Here is an 18,103-nt window from a genome sequence, read left to right on the forward strand (position 1 = left end):
CTACACCATGAACAGGAAATATTGAGCCGGCTGCTCGCCGGTACGGAATTCGCTGACACCGAAAAGCTGGTAGCGCAGGCAGTCACCCGGCCCGAGCCTATGCTCTCGGCCTTCGACGGTGACGCTCAGCGCCCCTTCGGTCAGGATGATGTGGTGTTCGAGGCCGGGCCGCGGCGGCGCTTCATAAGCAATCGTGGTGCTCGGCTCGAGCCGGCATTCCAGTGCCTCGGCCGCCAGCATCTGGGCCGGCGGTGAGACGGAGCGGCGGACGTAACCGGTATTCGGATCGGTCCAGACCGGCTGCGCATCGCGGGCGATAACGGGCTGGAACTCGCTTTCCACCAGCCGGATCAACCGCGACAGCGTCATGCCATAGGCCGCACACAGGCGGCCAAGCACGGCGGCAGTAGCGCTGACCTCGGCATTCTCCAGCCGCGACAGCGAGGCACGGCTGACGCCGCTACGCTTTGCCAGATCGTCCAGGGACCAGTTTCGCTCATTGCGAAGGGCCTTGAGGCGCTGGGCGATTTGCCTATCAATAGCATTGTCGGACGAGACATTTTCCATATCTGGGAAAATGTCTCGTATTTGAGATTTTGTCAAGCGCCGACGTCAGTGTCGCGCTTCGCCTTTTCGTGCCAGGATGAAATCGTGCTCGACATCCCAGAAATCGCCGGCAAAGCCATAGTCGCTGGACCGTGCCGGATCGTGCGTATTCTTGAACTCGGCAAGCAGGCTTTCCTTGACGCCGAACACCGCATCCGAATTGATGTATTCGTCATCCGGATCGAAGATATGCGTCGTCAAAGTCTCGTAGCCATCGGCCTTGATGATGTAGTGAAGATGAGCCGGCCGATAGGGGTGACGGCCAAGAGCCTTCAGCAAGTGCCCGACCGGGCCGTCATCGGGGATCGGATAATATTTCGGTTTCACCGCCCGGAACCAGTAGCGTCCGTCCGGGCCTGTGCGGAAGACGCCGCGCAGATTGAAGTCAGGCTGGATACCCCTCTGCTGCACGTCATAAAAGCCTTCGTCATTGGCCTGCCAGACATCCAGCACGGCGTTGGCGATCGGCTCGCCCGATGTATCCAGGATGCGGCCCTGGATGAACATGTCCTCGCCCTTCTGGTCGAGACAGATATTGGCGCCCATCGGCAGTTCCGGCGCATCGGCGACATGGAAGGGGCCAAGCACCGTGCTTTCCGAAGCGCCGGACGGTTTTCTGTTGTTGATCGCGTCGACCAGCATGGAGACGCCGAGCACATCCGACAACAGGATGAATTCCTGCCGCCATTCGTTGCAGATCTGGCCGGTACGGGTGAGGAAGAGGATGGCCTCCATCCATTCGTCCATCGACGGCTCGATTTCCTTRACCGCTTCGTGCAGCTTGCGGGTGATGACTTCCATCACCTGTTTCAGCCGTTCGTCCCTGGCGCTCTGATTGCGGCCGGTAACGACGGCGACGGAATCCTCTTCGGTGAAAAAGCCTTTTTCGTGCGCTTCCATAATGGCCTCACTTGTTCAGGATCGATTTCAGCACGCGACGGAGTTCGGCCTCCGGATCGGCGACCATGCCTTCGGAACGCCAGGCGACATGGTGATCGGGGCGGACGAGCAGCGCGCCGGCATCGCGGATTTCGCGTGCATTGGCCCAGTCGCCGACCAGATCCTGCCATTCCTGGCGCGGGCCGATCTTGTGGACGGTGATCGGCAGGCCGAATTCCTTGCTGACGCTCTTTGCCGCCTCCACCCAGCCATCGCCTCCGATGCCGGTGAGGATGGTGAATAGGCCATGCCCGGTGAGATCGAGCGTCGAGACTTTTTGGCCTTGCTTGCCGAACAGCCAGGCATGCGGCAGGCGCGCGCCGGGCCACGTGGTCGGCTGGTAATGCAGTTCGGCGTCCTTCTCGAAAGCCGGTTCGGCCTGGCCATCCGGGATCACGGCATTCGACGCGTAGCGGTGATTCATCTCGACGCCGTGGGCGTCGAACTCATAGACCTTATAGGCGATGGCTTCGCGGATCGCGGCGCGCTGCAGTTCGGCTTCGGCCGTGTCGTCGCAGCGGGCGTCCATATTCTCCTGCATCTTCACCGGATCGACGGAATCAAGCAGGCCGAGCGCCTTGAAGATCGGACCGAATTCCTCGATCGACTTGTTGGCGCGGGTGACGATCTGCTTGGCGATCGGCGCGCGCTCGGTATTGTAGCTGTCGAGCAGGCCTGCGCCCGCCTGTCCCTTGATCACCGCGGCCAGCTTCCAGGCAAGATTGAAGGCATCCTGGATCGAGGTGTTGGAGCCGAGCCCGTTGGACGGCGGATGGCGATGGGTGGCGTCGCCCATGCAGAAAACGCGGCCGTTCGACATTCTGGTCGCATACATGTTGTTGACCGTCCAGGTCGAGACCGATTTGATCTTCGGCTGCAGATCCTGGTCGCCGACGAGATCGCGTACGACCTTGACGGCAAACTCGTCGGTGACCTCGGGCGCCGGCTGGTTGATGTCATAACCCCAGACGATCAGCCATTCATGCCACGGCCGAACCATGCGCACCAGGCCCATGCCGATGCCGCCGACATCCGCGCCCGGCTGCAGCACCCAGTAAAGCACCGATGGGCGATGGGCGACATGTTGGGAGAGATCGGCTTCGAACAGGATGTTCATCGAGCCGCCGACACCCATCTTGCCCTCGAAGGTCAGGCCGGCATGTTCGGCCACCTTGGAATTGCCGCCATCGGCGCCAACCAAAAATTTCGAGCGCACAGTGAATTGCTTACCGGTCAGCCGGTCGAGGCAGGTGGTGGTGACGCCATCCGCATCCTGTTCGTGGCTGACATATTCTGTCGACATCCGCGCCTGCGTGCCGCGCGAACAAGCGGTCTTGAACAGCAGCGGCTCCATAAAAGTCTGCGGCAGGTCGTTCATATGGCTCGGCGACGAGAGATGATGCTCGGCGCGCGAAAGCGGATGCTTGCCCCAGCTCTTCATCCGGCCGATCTCTTCGCCGGTCAGCGAGGTGCAGAAGACATTTTCGCCCATCAGATCTTGTTCGGCGGCGAACATATAGGCCTCGTCTTCGACATTCCGTCCGAGGTCGCGCAGCACTTCCATGGTACGCTGGTTGGTGATGTGGGCGCGCGGCGTACTGGCGAGCCAGCGATAGCGGTTGATCACCATGTTTTCGATGCCGTAGGTCGCAAGCAGTGCCGCGGTCGCCGAGCCTGCCGGGCCGGTGCCGATGACGAGCACGTCGGTGGTGATATCAGCCATTCTTTCCTCCCTTGATTCCCTTGATCGTGTGTTCCAACAGCCCGCCTTTCAGGATGCGGCGGACCGGAAAAAGCTGGATGCCGGTGCGAGCCGAAAACAGGCCCCAAAGCCCGCGCGGCGCAAACAGCATGGTGACGATGGCGATCATGCCGAGCAACAGCAGGTACCAGGAGCCGTAATCGGCCAGCAGGTTCTGCAGCAGAAAGAAAACGATGACACCGAGGATCGGTCCTTCGACGGTGCCGATGCCGCCGATGACGACGATGAAGATGACATAGGCCGTCCAGTCGATCACCGAAAAGGCAGCGTCGGGCGAGATGCGCTGCTTCTGGATATAGATGAGGGCACCGCAGGCACCTGTCAGGAAAGCGGTGACCAGATAGACCAGCGTCTTCATCCGCCGTGCATCGACGCCGACAGCGCGTGCCGCCTGTTCGTTGTCGCGTACCGCGGCAAGACCGAGCCCCTGTTTTGAGCGCAGCAGGCGATAAATGAAGCCGATGGTGACGACGACGAGGATCAGCGCCAGCCAATAGGTGATGGCGTCGGTCGCCTCCCCGGCTTTCATCCGGAAAAGCTCCTTCAGCAGCTTGATGCCGAACATGTCGCGGGTGGCATCGCGTGGCAGCGATGTGCCGGTGCCACCACCAAGCGCTTTCCACTGCGCCAGCAGCAGCCGTCCGACTTCGGCGATCACCCAGGTGCCGATGGCAAAATAAGGCCCATAGAGGCGGAAGGTGAAGAAGGCAGTCGGCACGGCGACCAGGGCAGAGAAGAGGCCGGCGGCAACAATCGCCACGATCGGGTCGAAGCCCAACAGGCTCACCACCGCGAACATCGCATAGCCGCCGCAGCCGACGAACAATTGCTGGCCGACGGAGATCAGCCCGGCATAGCCGGCGAGCAGGTTCCAGCATTGGGCCAGGACCAGCATGGTGAGGATGAAGAACAGATCCTGGATCACGCCGCGCGAAACGATGAACGGGGCGAGGATGCCGAGGATGACGATCAGCACGGCAATGAGCATGAAGAACGACGACGCTCGGGTGCGGGTCTCGACCTTGAAGGATTGGATGACGGACTTGTCCATGGCCACGCCTCAATCCACCGCCCGCGGGAAGAGACCGCGAGGCTTGAACAGGAGAACAACAAGGAAGGCGAGATGGCCGGTCAGGATCTGCCATTCCGGGCTGACCGCGGCGCCGACGGTCTGCGCCACGCCGAGAATGATGCCACCGGCGAGCGTGCCCCAGAGCGAGCCGAGCCCGCCGATGATCACCGCCTCGAAGGCATAAATCAGCCGGGCCGGGCCGGAGGTCGGGTCGAAATTGGCGCGGGTGCCGAGATAGAGTGCTGCGATGGTGACGACCACCATGGCAACGCCGGTGGCCATGGCGAAGATACGCTGTGGCCGGATACCCATCAGGCCGGCGGTGACTGCGTCATCGGAGGTAGCGCGGAAGGCTCGGCCGATGGCCGTGCGATAGATCAACTGGTTGAGCACGACGATGACGATGATGGCCGAGGCAAAGGTCATCAGCGGCATGATGCCGGCATTGGCGATGCCGAGTGAGACCGATGCGGTCTCCAGGCTGCCGGCCGAGATGCGGCGACTGTCGGCGGTGAAGCCTTCAAGCAAGCCGTTCTGGATGACGATGGAGAGGCCGAAGGTGACGAGGAGCGGCGGCAGGATGTCTTTGCCGAGCGTGCGGTTGAGTAGGTAATATTGCAGCGCCCAGCCGATGGCGAACATCAGCGGAGCGGCAATCAGCGCCGCCAGGAAGGGATTGAGGCCGAGCGCCGAGACAAGCAGCAGAATCAGGAAGGCGGCGAGGATGATCAGGTCGCCATGGGCGAGGTTGACCAGCCGCATGATGCCGAAGACGAGGCTTAGACCCGCCGCGAACAGCGCATAGAGCCCGCCAAGCAGGACGCCTTGGAGAATGGTGTCAAACCAGTTCATGGCCATCCGCTCCGAAATAGGCTTTGTGAATGGCGGCGCGGTCGAGTTCGCCGGATTTGCCTGTCAGGGTGATGCGCCCCTCCATCATGCAATAGATGCGATCGGCGACTTTCAGCGCTTGTGCAATGTCTTGTTCGACGATGACGATCGCCGCACCCGTCTCGCGTATTTTCGGAAAGGCGGCATAGATATCGCGGATGACGACGGGCGCGAGGCCGAGGCTGATCTCGTCGCAAAGCAGCACATCGGGGTTCGACATCAGCGCCCGGCCGATCGCCACCATCTGCTGCTGACCGCCCGAGAGCGCGGTCGCCGGACTATTGCGACGCTCTTTCAGGATCGGAAAGAGCGAGAAGATGCTGTCGAGGTTCCAGGGACCGGCGACTTTGCGGCCATAGGCGCCGACGAGAAGATTTTCCTCGACCGTCAGCGATGGGAAAAGTTTTCGGCCTTCCGGCACCATGGCGATGCCGCGCGCCATGACGTCGGGCGCGGGCAATGCGCCGATTTCCGTGCCACGATAACGGATGGAGCCGGGCTCATTCCGAAGCACGCCCGATAGGGAACGCATCAGGGTCGTCTTGCCGGCGCCATTGGCGCCGATGATGGCGATGGTTTCGCTCTCGTTCAGGGTGATGTCGACGCCGAACAGCGCCTGGAAATCCGCGTAGAAGGCTTTGAGGTCGCGAGTCTCGATCAACGTCATATCTCGATCCCCAGATAGATTTCGCGCACCTCTTTCGAGGCCATGATCGCATCCGGCTTGCCGATGCCGAGCACCTTGCCGAAATGCAGCACGAGCAGCCGCTCGACGACGGAATTCAGTGCGTGCAGCACGTGCTCGATCCAGATCACGGCAATGCCCTTTTCATGCACGCCGCGGATGGTGGCGACCAGCGCACGACATTCGCCTTCGGTCAGGCCGCCGGCGATCTCATCGAGCAGCAGAAGTTTCGGGTCCGTGGCCATGGCGCGAGCCAGTTCCAGCCGCTTGCGCTGCAGCAGGCTGAGGCTGCCGGCTGTGGCATTGGCCTTGTCGATCAAGCCGGTGTCGATCAGGATTTCGGCACAGCGGTCGGCCACCCCGCCTTCGGATTTCTGCGCCCCGAAGGCGCCGGCGACCAGCAGGTTTTCGAAGACGGTGAGCTGTTCAAAGGGCTGCGGAATCTGGAAGGTGCGGCCCATGCCGGAAAAGCAGCGGTGCATCGGCGGGACGCGGGTGACATCCTGATCGCAGAAGCGGATCGTGCCGCTATCTGCTGGGATGTTGCCGGTGATCAGGTTGAAGAGGGTAGATTTGCCGGCACCGTTGGGACCGATGATGCCGAGCGCCTCGCCTGCCTCGACGGAAAACGAAATCTGTTCGGCGACGGTCAGCGCGCCGAATTTTTTCGAGATTCCGGTGAGTTCGAGGATGGGCATGGGGTCAGTTGTCCAAGTTCATTCGTTTTTGTGAGCATGATCGGGTTGTCTTGATCCGCGCCCTAAGTGCCATGCCCCTCATCTGCCTGCCGGCATCTTCTCCCCGTAGTGACGGGGAGAAGGGACCTGGGGCACCCGCTCGAGCCTCTCTCAAACGTCTGCCGAATGCTGACGGCGAGGCGGTTTCGGAGCGGATTCCCTCTCCCCGCCTGCGGGGAGAGGGCTAGGGTGAGGGGCAGACACGCGCACTAAGGGTGAGCGGGCACTTAGCTCAGCGCCTCCAGCTTTCCACCCAATGGCACATTCGTCGCCAGCGAATTCTCCACCACCACCAGATCATAACCCTTGCCGCCCTGCTTCAGGCGCCACTGGCCGCCGACGAGCGGGGTCTTGGCGACGTTCTTCTGGGCAAAGGGCGGTAGCTTGTCATTGCCCCAGGCAATCGGGCCGACCAGCGTATCGAGCCTGGTTTCGCCGATCGCCTTGGCCACGCCCTCACCGTCCGTCGGGTCCTCGGCGCGCTTCATCACGTCGACAGCCAGTTCGAACAGCGCATGGGCAAAGCCGATCGGCTGTGTCCATGGCCGGTTGGTGGCGGCGGTGAAGGCGTCGGCAACCTGTTTGGCGGTCTCACCGGTCAGCGACGACTTGAACGGATGGCTGGGCGTCCACCAGACCTCGGTCGAGAGGTTGTGGCCGGCATCGCCGAGCGATTCCACCGTCTGCGGGAAGAGCAGCGCCTTGCCGATCGAGGCGATTTTCGGCTTGAGGCCCTGCTGCTTGGCCTGGTTCCAGAAGGTGGTCAGGTCCGGCGGGATCACCACGCCGGTAATGATCTCGGCGTTGGCCTGCTTGAAAGCGTTGATCTGTGCGGAGAAATCGTCGGTCAGGTCCTGGAAGCGGCCGGGATCGGTCAGCTTGTAGCCGAGTTTTTCCAGCACCGGCGGAAAGCCTACGACCTTGTCGCCCCAGGCATTGCCGTCGCCATCATTGGGGAACAGGCCGCCGATCTGCTTGTTGGTCTCGATCTGGCCCCACATGCCGGTGAAGACGGCGATGATGTCTTCCAGGCCCCAGAAAAAATGGTAGGCGAAGTTGAACGGCTTCCACGACTTCGGGTCGCCCGGATTGGCTTGCTGGCCGATGAACCAGGGCTGCCAGGGCGCCACCGTGGAAATGCAGGGCATTTCCTCAGCCTCGCAGGTGGTCGAAACCGGATTGGTGGTTTCCGGCGTCGACGAGACGAGCATAAGGTTGACCTGATCCTTGACGATCAGTTCCTTGGCGACTTCGGCGGCGCGGTTGGGGTTGGACTGGCTGTCCTTGACCACGACCTCGTAATTCAGGCCCATTTTCTTCGTGGTCGCCAGGAAATTGCTGATCACGAATTTATCTGCCTCGCCGAAAGCGGCAAGCGGGCCGGTCTGTGGGCTGACATAGCCGAGCTTGATTGTCTTGTCGGCGGCGATTGCCGGCAGAGCCAGACCGGATGTGGCGGCGAGCACGCCGGTGGCAGCGGTCTGCTTCAGAAATTCGCGTCTTGTTGTCATTGTCCTCTCCTCCCAGTTTTCGTTGGCGTCATGCGGTCGGTCGTAGGCCCTCCCAGGCCTGCTGCAGCAGCGCGCGGATCGACGGCTTGTCGATCGGGCGCGGGTTCCAATAGGGGTTTTCGGTGGCGATGTTCGCCGCCTTGTCGAGATCGGCTTCGGTCAGGCCGAGATCGCGCAGCGCCATCGGTGCATTGATCGACTTGGCAAAATCCCAAAGCCCGCCGCCGACCGAGCCGCCGAATGTGTCGGCCACCGGCTCGAGCAGGTCCGGCACGGCGGCGGCATTGAAGCCTGCCGTGTGCGGCAGCATGATTGCATGGGTGTCGGCATGCGGCGTATCGAACGTGCCGCCCAGCGTGTGGCAAATCTTGTGATGCAGGGCCATGCCGACCGTGCCGAGCACTGTACCGCAGAGCCAGGCACCGTAGAGGCCATCGGCGCGCACCGGAAGATCGCCGGGGGTTTTGATGATCGCCGGCAAGGCCGTTTTGAAAGCGCGCAGGCCTTCCGCCGCCATCAGGCTGGAAATCGGGTTGCGATCCTGCGCATAGAGCGCCTCGACCGCGTGCGCCATGGCGTTGAGGCCGGACGTGACTGACAGTGCCACCGGCAGGCCGGTGGTCAGCGTCGCGTCGTAGATCACCACCTCGGGCAGGATTTTCGCGTCTCGCACCGTCGTCTTGCGGCCGCCCTCAGTCTGGCCAAGAATGGGCGTGACTTCCGAGCCCGCATAAGTGGTGGGGATGACGATCTGCGGCAGGTCGGTGCGATAGGCAATGGCCTTGCCCAACCCGGTGGTCGAGCCGCCGCCAAGCGAAACGACGCAATCGGCGCCCGTTGCCGCGACAACTTTCATTGCCTCTTCGGTGACGTCGACGGGCGTGTGCATCACCGCACCGGGAAAGGTGCCGGCCGCCAGTGCTCCGAGCTTTCCGGCCAGTCTTTCGGCATCGGCCTTTTGATGCGGGGTTGATAGCACGAGCGCCTTTTTGCAGCCCAGCTTCTGGATCCACTCGTCGGCGGTCTCCGCCTTGCCTTCGCCGAAAACGATGTGGGCAGCACTGCCCTGATAGGTGAAAATGCGGCTCATAGGCGTGCTCCGTTCCTGGCCCGGGCCATGACGAATGTGAACTCGATCCGGCCGTCGCCGAAATCGGTCACCAATTCCGGTTTGACCCCGAAAATAGCATCTTCACCGAGATGCGGATCGCAGCTGTCGTAGAGATGCGTGGTGATGGTATCGAAGCCCGGCGCTTTGACCAGGAAATGCAGATGCGCCGGACGGCGAAGCGGATAGCCTGCCTGCTTCAGCAATTGGCCAACCGGGCCGTCGTCCGGCACGCCGTAGCCGGCGGGCTTGATCGTGCGATAGCGAAAGTGGCCGTCGGCATCGGCTTGGAACGCCCCGCGCAGATTGAATTCCGGCTGCCGGTCGGGCTGCTGGTTTTCGTAAAAACCCTCGGCATTGGCCTGCCAGGTTTCGATGACGGCACCGGCAACCGGGCGGCCATCAAGGTCGGTGATGCGGCCGCCGACGTGGAGCGGTTCGCCGATGCCGTCCAGCGAGATCGAGGCGCCCGGTGAATAGTGCGGCGCGTCTGGTCGATAAAAAGGGCCGCGCACGGTGTTGGGGGTGGCGCCTTTCGGCCGGCGCGTATTGATCTCGTCGACAAGCGCGGACGCGCCGAGAAGATCTGACAGCAGCACCCATTCCTGGCGACGCTCGTCGCAGGCATGGCCGACTTCGGTGAGGAAGGCAATGACATTGCGCCACTCCTCCGGCGTCGGGCGGAATTCCCGGATCAGGGCGTGCAGATGCTGCACCGCCGCCGCGAGGATTTGCGGCAATTCGCTCTTCTTCGTGCTGGAAAGACGTTGCGCGAACATGTCAGCGGAATTGGCTTCCGTGAAATTCAGCGCGTTGATCCCAGGCGACATGCTCTCCTCCAATCCTGTCATTGAAGAGAGTAGCAAAGCTCAGCCTGCCGGTTGATCATTTTATTCCCAGTTTATATAACATATCGTTATGAAGATCGATGAACGACATCTGGTGCAACTGGCAGCGGTGGTGCAAACCGGCGGCGTGACGGAAGGTGCGGCCTTTCTCGGCCTCGCCCAGCCGGCCATCTCCCGCACCATTGCCATGCTGGAAAAGCGCCTTGGCGAGCCGCTGTTCATCAAAGGCAGGCGGCCGCTACAGCCGACACCGCTGGGCAAGGCGCTGGCCGAGCATGGACTTTCGATGATGGCCGCCGGCCGCAAGGCGTCGGAGACGGTGGAAAGTTTCCGGGTCGGCAAAAGCGGCGTCGTGCGTGTCGGCGGTACGCCTTTCTTCATGGATGCCCTGATTGCCGCGATGATCGCCGACTTCCAAGGCAAGCATCCGGATGTGCGGGTCGACCTGACCTACGGCTATTTCCCGGACCTGCGTGCGGCGCTGAACGCCGACCAGATCGACCTCGCGATCTGCCCGATCGATATCCTCGATGAAGGATCGGGGCTGGTCTTCCAGCAGATCCTGCCCGGCCGCAATGTCGTCGCCTGCAGCGCCACTCATCCACTCCTGATGAAACGGCGGCCGCAACCATCGCATCTGCTCGACTATCCGTGGATCGCGCCGCCACCCGGCAGCCCGCTGCTGGCCGACCTTCGCAGCATGCTGCTCTCGTTCGGCGCCACCGAGATCAAGATCCGATATTCCGGTGGCTCGTTGATGAGTGTCATCAACTACCTCAAGAATTCAGAGGCGCTGACGATCATGCCGCACAGCGTCGTCTTCGCGCTGCGCAACGAGAGATCCATCACGGCGCTGCCGGTGACGATCCCGCATCCAGAGCGGGCGCTGGGGCTGCTCAGGCGGGCGGATGCATTGCGAGCGCCGGCGATAGATCAGTTCGCCAAGTTTATTGGCGCGGGGTTCGAGGATTTGAAGCTTTTGATCAAGCGGCACGAGAATTCTGTGGTGTGGGGACTCTAGCGGCCAAATGGCGCGCTTTCCGTCGATCCCTTCGCAACCGCAACAGATTTACTCGCCGGTAAAGAACTATATAAACATTGCCGCATAGACTCCGGCCCATGACTCGGTCCCGCAGGTACAAGACTGAATGCCTACGCTTTTCAGGTTTCTCTATTGGTGCGCCATCATTGCGGGGCTCATCTATGCCGTGCTGTTTTCGCTCGCCTATCTGGTCGATCCGAAACCGCGTCCGGCAACCATCGAAATCCCATCGGAACGCACCAATCCGCCAGCGCCGAAATGAGGTCGCCCGCCATGGATATGTCCGCCGCGCATGCCGAAGCCTTCCTCGAAATGATGAGCGCCGAGCGCGGCGCGGCCAAGAATACGCTCATTTCCTATGAGAAGGATCTGGAGGAACTGCGCTCGTTTCTGACAGGACGCGGCGTTTCGATGACCTCCGCCGCCTCAGCGGACCTGCAGGCCTTTCTCGGCCACATGGCCAAGGAGGGCTACAAGGCCTCGTCGCAAGCGCGGCGGCTGTCGGCGATCCGCCAGTTCTACAAGTTCCTCTATGCCGAAAATATCCGCGGTGACGATCCATCCGGCATTCTCGATGCGCCGAAAAAGGGACGTGCGCTGCCCAAGACCTTGTCGGAGGAGGAAACCGATCGCCTGCTCGCCCGCGCTGCCGAAGAAGCCGGCACGGAAGGCGATGACAGGCTTGTGCGGCTGAGAATGCTGGCCCTGATCGAACTCTGCTATGCGACCGGCATGCGCGTCAGCGAAGTCGTGTCGCTGCCGGCAACCGTGCTCGGTGAGGAAGGCCGCTTCCTGGTGATCCGCGGCAAGGGCGCCAAGGAGAGGCTGGTGCCGCTGACCAAGGCCGCGATCGCTGCGGTGGCGGCCTATGGCCGGGAATTGCAGGCTAGTCATGGCGACAAGCAGTTCCGTCACCTCTTTCCGGCCGACAGCGCCACGGGCTACCTGCCGCGGCAAGTCTTCGCCCGCGACCTGAAAAGCCTTGGCGCGCGGGCAGGCTTGCGTGCCGACAAACTCTCCCCACATGTGATCCGCCACGCCTTTGCCAGCCACCTCCTGGCCAATGGCGCCGACCTGCGTGTCGTCCAGGAACTTCTCGGTCACAGCGACATTGCCACGACACAAATCTACACGCATGTGCTCGACGCAAAGCTCAGGCAACTGGTCGAAACGCACCACCCTCTTGCAAAAGCCGCGAAAAACAGGGCATAGGAGCGGCAAGCGACTTCCCGGAACGGATCAGACGGATCACCATGTATAACTATCTCGATTTCGAAAAGCCGATATCCGATCTCGAAGGCAAGATCCTCGAACTCAAGAACCTTGCCGCGGAGAATGAAAGCATCGATACCTCCGAGGAAATTGCTCGCCTCGAGGCCCGGGCGCGCGACGCCACGGCTGAAATCTATGCCAAGCTGACGCCATGGCAGAAGACTCAGGTGGCCCGCCATCCATCGCGCCCGCATTTCATCGATTATCAGGAAAAGCTGTTCACGGAATTCACCCCGCTCGCCGGCGATCGCAAATTTGCCAATGACGACGCCATCCAGGCTGGCTTTGCCCGTTTTCGCGGCCAGGCGGTGGCGCTGATTGGCCAGGAAAAGGGCAACGACACCAAGACCCGCATCCGCCACAATTTCGGCTCGGCACGGCCGGAAGGCTATCGCAAGGCGATCCGCATCATGGAACTCGCCGACCGCTTTTCCATGCCGATCGTGACGCTGGTGGATACGGCCGGCGCCTATCCCGGTGTCGGCGCCGAAGAGCGCGGCCAGGCGGAAGCCATTGCCCGGTCGACGGAAATGTGCCTGAACGTCAAGGTGCCGGTGGTTTCCGTGATTATCGGCGAAGGCGGCTCGGGCGGCGCGATTGCGATCGCCACCGGCAACCGTGTCTACATGCTCGAACATTCGATCTATTCGGTCATCTCGCCGGAAGGTGCGGCCTCGATCCTCTGGCGCGATTCAACCCGCGCCAAGGAAGCGGCGCAGAACATGAAAATCACCGCCGAGGACCTGAAGCAGTTCGGCATTGTCGACGGCATCATTCCCGAGCCCATCGGCGGTGCTCATCGCGATCCGGAGAAGGTGATCGGCGCCACCGGCGACGTGATCGCAGGCGCGCTGTCGGAGCTGACGGGCCGCGAGGACCTGAAGGGCGAGCGTCGGCAGAAATTCCTGGAAATGGGTCGTCATCTCTGAGCCGGTCGCGACTGCGCTGAGCCATTATTAAACCCTTCCACCGACTGCCTAAACTCGGCCATATTCACGCGGTTTGTCTCTGGACCGCAGGGTTTGATTTTTGTAGTTTCGGTCGGATATGGATAGCGTTAACCGGATGTGAATATTCCGGTAACATTTTCTATCTTATAAGCCTCATGGCATGATTCCCGGCGGCGGCCGGGCGGACGAAAGGCGGGATTGCTGAAATGCGCGTATGGACGGGATTTGCAATCGCTGTTGGCCTCGGCCTGCTTGCAGGCTGCACGCCCAAGGACACGCTGCAGATCGAAGAAGTGACCGATCGCACCCAGCATCCATTGCCGCCGAAGATGCAGCTGAAGATCGCCCAGATGGGCCTCTCCATGTCTTCGCCGATCATGATCCGCGTCTTCAAGGAAGAAGAGGTGATGGAGGTCTGGAAGGCGAATGCTTCCGATCGCTACCAACTCGTCGCCACCTATCCGATCTGCGCCTGGTCCGGCATGCTGGGACCGAAGAAGAAGGAAGGCGACCGGCAGGCGCCGGAAGGGTTCTACAACATCACCCCTGGCCAGATGAACCCGCATTCGCAATATTATCTGTCCTTCGACATCGGCTACCCCAACAAATATGACCGCGCCTATGGCCGCGGCGGCCGCAACATCATGGTGCACGGCGCCTGCGCTTCGGCGGGCTGTTATTCGATGTCGGATGCGGCGATCCTGCAGATCTACACCTTTGCACGCGAAGCCTTTGTCGGCGGCCAGAAGAGTTTCCAGGTCGAGGCCTTTCCTTTCCGGATGACGGCCGAGAACATGGCCAAGCATCGGTTCTCGCAAGACTACGATTTCTGGAAGAACATCAAGACCGGATACGACTATTTCGAGATTACCCATCGTCCGCCCAACGTCGACGTCTGCAGCCGGAAATATGTCTTCAACCAGGTGGGTGGCTGCAACTCCGGCACGCCGGCCGACCTGACGGCGGCCTATGCCAGCTATTCCAGGACCTATGACGCCGCCTTCACTGTTGCTTCGGCGAAATACGATCAGAACGCCTGGAAAGACACACCGGAATTCGATCGCAAGGCGCTGGCGCGTCAGGCCAAGCGCATGGGCAGGAAGCCGCGGATCGAAAATGATGCCGATTACGTCCTCGTCGACCCGACGGCGAAGCTGACGCCGACCTCCGATGCGGTCCCCTCGTATGAGGCCGCCTATGCCAAGGTCGAAGCCCGCAAGAACGGCACCGAAAAGGAAGTGATCTGGCTGTCGGTCGCCGAGGTCGAGGCCAAGAAGAAAGCTGCCGAAGCCGAGCAGAAGGAACAGGAAAAGATCGAAAAGCGCCTCGCCAAGGCCGCGATCCCGGTTCCCCAAGCCAATCCGATCAAGCCGGTCGAGCAGCCGCAGGTGGCGCTCGACGGCGGCAATGGCCTGGCACTACTGCGCTTCTGGACCAAGAAGCAGGCGGAAAAGTCCGAGATGACGGCGACCACCGAGCAGGCGGACCAGGCAATGCAGACGTCTGCCACGCCGGCGCAGACCAAGGTCGAGACCAAGCAGGCGAAGACCGAGACGAAGAAAGCCGACGCGCAACCCGTTGTCGCCGAGCAGAAGCCCGAGACCGAAGACGCGCAGCCGGCACAGAAGCCTTTCTGGAAGATCTGGTAATGGAAGAGGCGGGCGAGATTGCGCTCGCGCTCGACCTGCGCGGGCTGAAATGTCCCCTGCCCGTACTCCGGACGCGCAAAGCGATAGCAGTACTGCCAGTTGATGCCACAGTTTCAGTCGAGACGACCGATCCGCTGGCATCGATCGATATTCCGCATTTCTGCAATGAGAATGGTCACGTGTTGGTCTCGCAGGAGCAAACGGATGGCGGGCATCGCTTTGTGATCCGCACGACCAGCACTCGGCGCATGATGCGGCTGGAAGATTTCACAGAAGCTGACATCCATCGAGAAGGCCGAGACACCACCTGAAGCGGCTGAATTCAACAATGAATTCGACAGCTGAGTTGGCCAGTCACAGCCCGTCTTCATCGCCAAGCTTGACGTTACCCTTTCTTTTCTCATAGGAAGCGCAAGAGAACAGAAACCGGGCAATATCCGGGAAAGGGGACCATGAAGGCTCGGGAGGCGGACGGTGGCGATACCGAACGGGCGCTCAAGGCGCTCGGCAAGCGCAATCTCGTGCTGGTCGGCTTGATGGGCGCCGGCAAGTCGGCGGTCGGCAAGCTGGTGGCGCATACGCTGGCCATTCCCTTCGTCGATTCCGATCACGAGATCGAGCGCGTCTCGCGCATGACCATTCCCGAACTTTTCGAACATTATGGCGAGCCGGAATTCCGCAAGCTCGAACAGCGCGTCATCAAGCGGCTGTTGAAGACCGGACCCAGGGTATTGTCGACCGGCGGCGGCGCCTTCATGAACGAGGAGACGCGCGACGCGATCCGCGAGAACGGTCTGTCGCTGTGGCTCGACGCCGATCTGGAGACACTCTGGGAACGGGTGATCAAGCGCGACAACCGGCCGCTGCTCAAGACCGAAAACCCGAAGCAGACGCTGGAAAACCTGATGAATGCGCGCTATCCGACCTATGCCACGGCGCATCTGAGGGTCAAGTCGCGCGACATCAAGAAGGACATGGTGGCCGCCGAGGTGATTGCCGCGGTGGCCTCGACGCTGGAAAATGTGAACTCATGACGCATGAAACCAAGACGGTGCGGGTCGAACTCGGCGACCGTGCCTATGACATCCTGATCGGCTCCGGTCTGATCACCCGCGCCGGCCGCGAGATCGCCGCGCGCCTCAAGGGCAAGCGGATGGCTGTTATCACTGACGAGCATGTCGCCTCCTATCTGCCGGCGCTGACGTCCAGCCTCGAGGCCGAAGGCATCAGCACCTATCCGCTGACGCTGCCGGCCGGCGAGAAGACCAAGAGCTTCGAGCCGCTGATGCAGGCGGTCGATCATATCCTCGCCTCGAAGATCGAGCGCAACGACGCGGTCATTGCGCTGGGCGGCGGCGTGATCGGCGACTTGACCGGCTTTGCTGCCGGCATCGCCCGGCGTGGCACGCGTTTCATCCAGATCCCGACCTCGTTGCTGGCGCAAGTCGATAGCTCCGTCGGCGGCAAGACCGGCATCAATTCCCGCCACGGCAAGAACCTGATCGGCGTCTTCCACCAGCCGGACCTGGTTCTGGCGGATACCGACACGCTCAACACGCTTTCCGAGCGCGAATTTCGCGCCGGCTATGCCGAGGTCGCCAAATACGGGCTGATCGACAAGCCGGATTTCTTCGAATGGCTGGAGAAGAACTGGCAGGACGTCTTTTCCGGCGGCCCGTCGCGGATCGAGGCGATTGCCGTCTCGTGCCAGGCCAAGGCCGATGTCGTCGCCCAGGACGAGCGTGAGAATGGCCTCAGGGCCCTGCTCAATCTCGGCCACACCTTCGGCCATGCGCTGGAGGCGGCGACGAACTATGACTCGTCTCGTTTGGTCCACGGTGAAGGCGTGTCGATCGGCATGGTGCTGGCGCATCAGTTCTCGGCGCGGATGAACCTTTCGAGCTATGATCTGGCAAGCCGGGTGCAAACGCATCTTCGCGATGTCGGCCTGCCGACGGTGATGCAGGATATCCCCGGCGAACTGCCGCCGGCCGAGACGCTGCTCGAAGCCATTACCCAGGACAAGAAGGTCAAGGGCGGCAAACWGACCTTCATCCTGACACGCGGGCTGGGCCAATCCTTCGTCGCCGACGATGTGCCGGCCTCCGAGGTCCTTTCCTTCCTCAAGGAGAAGCGCGGCTAGCCATGAACGGCGGGACGACCTTCTGGCAGAGGCTGATCTGGCTGGTGTCGGGCCGCCCGGTGCCTGTTGCCATTGCGGCGAATGAACCGGCGGAGACGGCATCGCGCAGCAATGGCGCGGCGCCGCGGGAAAAACCCGACAGCATGGCCGAACTCGACAAACGCGAGATCGCCGACCTCCTGATCCACCGCACGCAGATGCGCGGCGTCAATGCCGACGATTCTCCCGACGCGATCATCCGAGCGATCCTCGACAGCCGCTATACGCGCATGCCGCTCTGGCGCAACTCGATCGACAATATTATCGGTGTCGTGCATGCCAAGGACCTGTTGCGCGCGCTTAGCGAGCCTGGGATGACRACTGACAAGCTCGACATCGTCAAGATCGCCGAGCGGCCGTGGTTCGTGCCCGAAACGACCAGCCTGCGCGAGCAATTGGCAGCCTTCCTGAACCGCAACACCCATTTCGCCATCGTCTTCGACGAATATGGCGACGTCCAGGGCATGGTGACCATGCAGGACATCCTCGAAGACGTGGTTGGCGACACCTCAGAGGAAGGCGAAGTCAATCTGCCCGGCGTGCGCAAGGAGGCCGACGGCTCGATCGTGGTCGACGGCTCGGTGAGCATCCGCGACCTCAATCGGGCCATGGGCTGGGCACTGCCCGACAGCGAGGCGACGACGGTCGCCGGACTGGTCATCTACGAGTCCCGCTCGATCCCCGACGAGAGGCAGGCTTTCACATTTCACGGCAAGCGCTTCCTTGTCATGAAGCGGGTAAAGAACCGCATTACAAGGTTGAGAATCCGGCCGGTGATCGAAGGTGGCTCGGCCATGTAGCGGTTCCGCCGCCCTTGCTACAATCGATTTAAATCGCTAGGTTCGCACA

The 18,103-nt window shown here is 61.7% G+C and carries 17 protein-coding genes and 2 pseudogenes; 9 read left to right on the forward strand and 10 right to left on the reverse strand.

Going from position 1 to position 18,103, the window contains the following annotated elements:
* The 10 genes from AC1DYF_RS05840 to AC1DYF_RS05885 form a co-directional block, all read right to left on the reverse strand.
* Complete coding sequence (locus AC1DYF_RS05840) at positions 1-567, reverse strand: helix-turn-helix domain-containing protein (RefSeq protein WP_477875748.1); 567 nt, start codon at positions 565-567, stop codon at positions 1-3.
* 45 nt (positions 568-612) lie between these two features.
* A complete protein-coding gene (locus AC1DYF_RS05845; protein ID WP_477875749.1) occupies positions 613-1,506 on the reverse strand; it encodes an intradiol ring-cleavage dioxygenase in 894 nt (297 codons plus the stop codon).
* Between the two features lie 7 nt (positions 1,507-1,513).
* Positions 1,514-3,268 (reverse strand): FAD-dependent oxidoreductase, encoded by a 1,755-nt coding sequence (locus tag AC1DYF_RS05850; protein WP_477875750.1) that lies wholly within the window; start codon positions 3,266-3,268, stop codon positions 1,514-1,516.
* Positions 3,261-4,358, reverse strand: a complete 1,098-nt coding sequence (locus tag AC1DYF_RS05855; protein ID WP_477875881.1) for a branched-chain amino acid ABC transporter permease — start codon at positions 4,356-4,358, stop codon at positions 3,261-3,263. Before AC1DYF_RS05855 ends, AC1DYF_RS05850 begins: the two co-directional genes overlap by 8 nt.
* A 9-nt stretch (positions 4,359-4,367) precedes the next feature.
* On the reverse strand, positions 4,368-5,231 hold the full coding sequence (locus AC1DYF_RS05860; protein WP_477875751.1) for a branched-chain amino acid ABC transporter permease: 864 nt from the start codon (positions 5,229-5,231) through the stop codon (positions 4,368-4,370).
* The gene (locus AC1DYF_RS05865; RefSeq protein ID WP_477875752.1) at positions 5,218-5,937 is read right to left on the reverse strand and encodes an ABC transporter ATP-binding protein; all 720 of its coding nucleotides are present in this window, start codon (positions 5,935-5,937) and stop codon (positions 5,218-5,220) included. The genes AC1DYF_RS05860 and AC1DYF_RS05865 overlap by 14 nt, the downstream gene beginning before the upstream one ends.
* Complete coding sequence (locus AC1DYF_RS05870; protein ID WP_477875753.1) at positions 5,934-6,653, reverse strand: ABC transporter ATP-binding protein; 720 nt, start codon at positions 6,651-6,653, stop codon at positions 5,934-5,936. The genes AC1DYF_RS05865 and AC1DYF_RS05870 overlap by 4 nt, the downstream gene beginning before the upstream one ends.
* A gap of 266 nt (positions 6,654-6,919) precedes the next feature.
* Positions 6,920-8,203 (reverse strand): ABC transporter substrate-binding protein, encoded by a 1,284-nt coding sequence (locus tag AC1DYF_RS05875; RefSeq protein ID WP_477875754.1) that lies wholly within the window; start codon positions 8,201-8,203, stop codon positions 6,920-6,922.
* 28 nt (positions 8,204-8,231) lie between these two features.
* Entirely contained in the window at positions 8,232-9,293 is a 1,062-nt protein-coding gene (locus tag AC1DYF_RS05880; protein ID WP_477875755.1) for a maleylacetate reductase, read from the reverse strand.
* Positions 9,290-10,141 carry a dioxygenase family protein gene (locus AC1DYF_RS05885; RefSeq protein WP_477875756.1) on the reverse strand — a complete coding sequence of 284 codons (852 nt, stop codon included), beginning with the start codon at positions 10,139-10,141 and terminating at the stop codon, positions 9,290-9,292. Before AC1DYF_RS05885 ends, AC1DYF_RS05880 begins: the two co-directional genes overlap by 4 nt.
* A gap of 88 nt (positions 10,142-10,229) precedes the next feature.
* Here AC1DYF_RS05885 and AC1DYF_RS05890 point away from each other — a divergent pair, with 88 nt between their 5' ends.
* The 9 genes and pseudogenes from AC1DYF_RS05890 to AC1DYF_RS05930 form a co-directional block, all read left to right on the forward strand.
* The gene (locus AC1DYF_RS05890; RefSeq protein ID WP_477875757.1) at positions 10,230-11,180 is read left to right on the forward strand and encodes a LysR family transcriptional regulator; all 951 of its coding nucleotides are present in this window, start codon (positions 10,230-10,232) and stop codon (positions 11,178-11,180) included.
* Between the two features lie 127 nt (positions 11,181-11,307).
* On the forward strand, positions 11,308-11,463 hold the full coding sequence (locus AC1DYF_RS05895; protein WP_477875758.1) for a hypothetical protein: 156 nt from the start codon (positions 11,308-11,310) through the stop codon (positions 11,461-11,463).
* 11 nt (positions 11,464-11,474) lie between these two features.
* Entirely contained in the window at positions 11,475-12,413 is a 939-nt protein-coding gene (locus AC1DYF_RS05900; RefSeq protein WP_477875759.1) for a site-specific tyrosine recombinase XerD, read from the forward strand.
* A gap of 41 nt (positions 12,414-12,454) precedes the next feature.
* Positions 12,455-13,402, forward strand: a complete 948-nt coding sequence (locus AC1DYF_RS05905) for an acetyl-CoA carboxylase carboxyltransferase subunit alpha (protein ID WP_477875760.1) — start codon at positions 12,455-12,457, stop codon at positions 13,400-13,402.
* Between the two features lie 227 nt (positions 13,403-13,629).
* The gene (locus tag AC1DYF_RS05910) at positions 13,630-15,072 is read left to right on the forward strand and encodes a L,D-transpeptidase family protein (RefSeq protein WP_477875761.1); all 1,443 of its coding nucleotides are present in this window, start codon (positions 13,630-13,632) and stop codon (positions 15,070-15,072) included.
* Positions 15,072-15,302: pseudogene (locus AC1DYF_RS05915) on the forward strand (sulfurtransferase TusA family protein); the annotation flags it as partial. The gene AC1DYF_RS05910 and the pseudogene AC1DYF_RS05915, both read left to right, overlap by 1 nt.
* Positions 15,303-15,524: 222 nt before the next feature.
* A complete protein-coding gene (locus tag AC1DYF_RS05920) occupies positions 15,525-16,106 on the forward strand; it encodes a shikimate kinase (protein ID WP_477875762.1) in 582 nt (193 codons plus the stop codon).
* Positions 16,103-17,215, forward strand: coding sequence for a 3-dehydroquinate synthase (gene aroB, locus AC1DYF_RS05925; protein ID WP_477875763.1), 1,113 nt, complete (start codon positions 16,103-16,105; stop codon positions 17,213-17,215). Before AC1DYF_RS05920 ends, aroB begins: the two co-directional genes overlap by 4 nt.
* Positions 17,216-17,394: 179 nt before the next feature.
* Positions 17,395-18,054: pseudogene (locus AC1DYF_RS05930) on the forward strand (transporter associated domain-containing protein); the annotation flags it as partial.
* Between the last annotated feature and the right edge of the window lie 49 nt (positions 18,055-18,103).

The organism is Rhizobium sp. P2_G9, assembly GCF_056403475.1.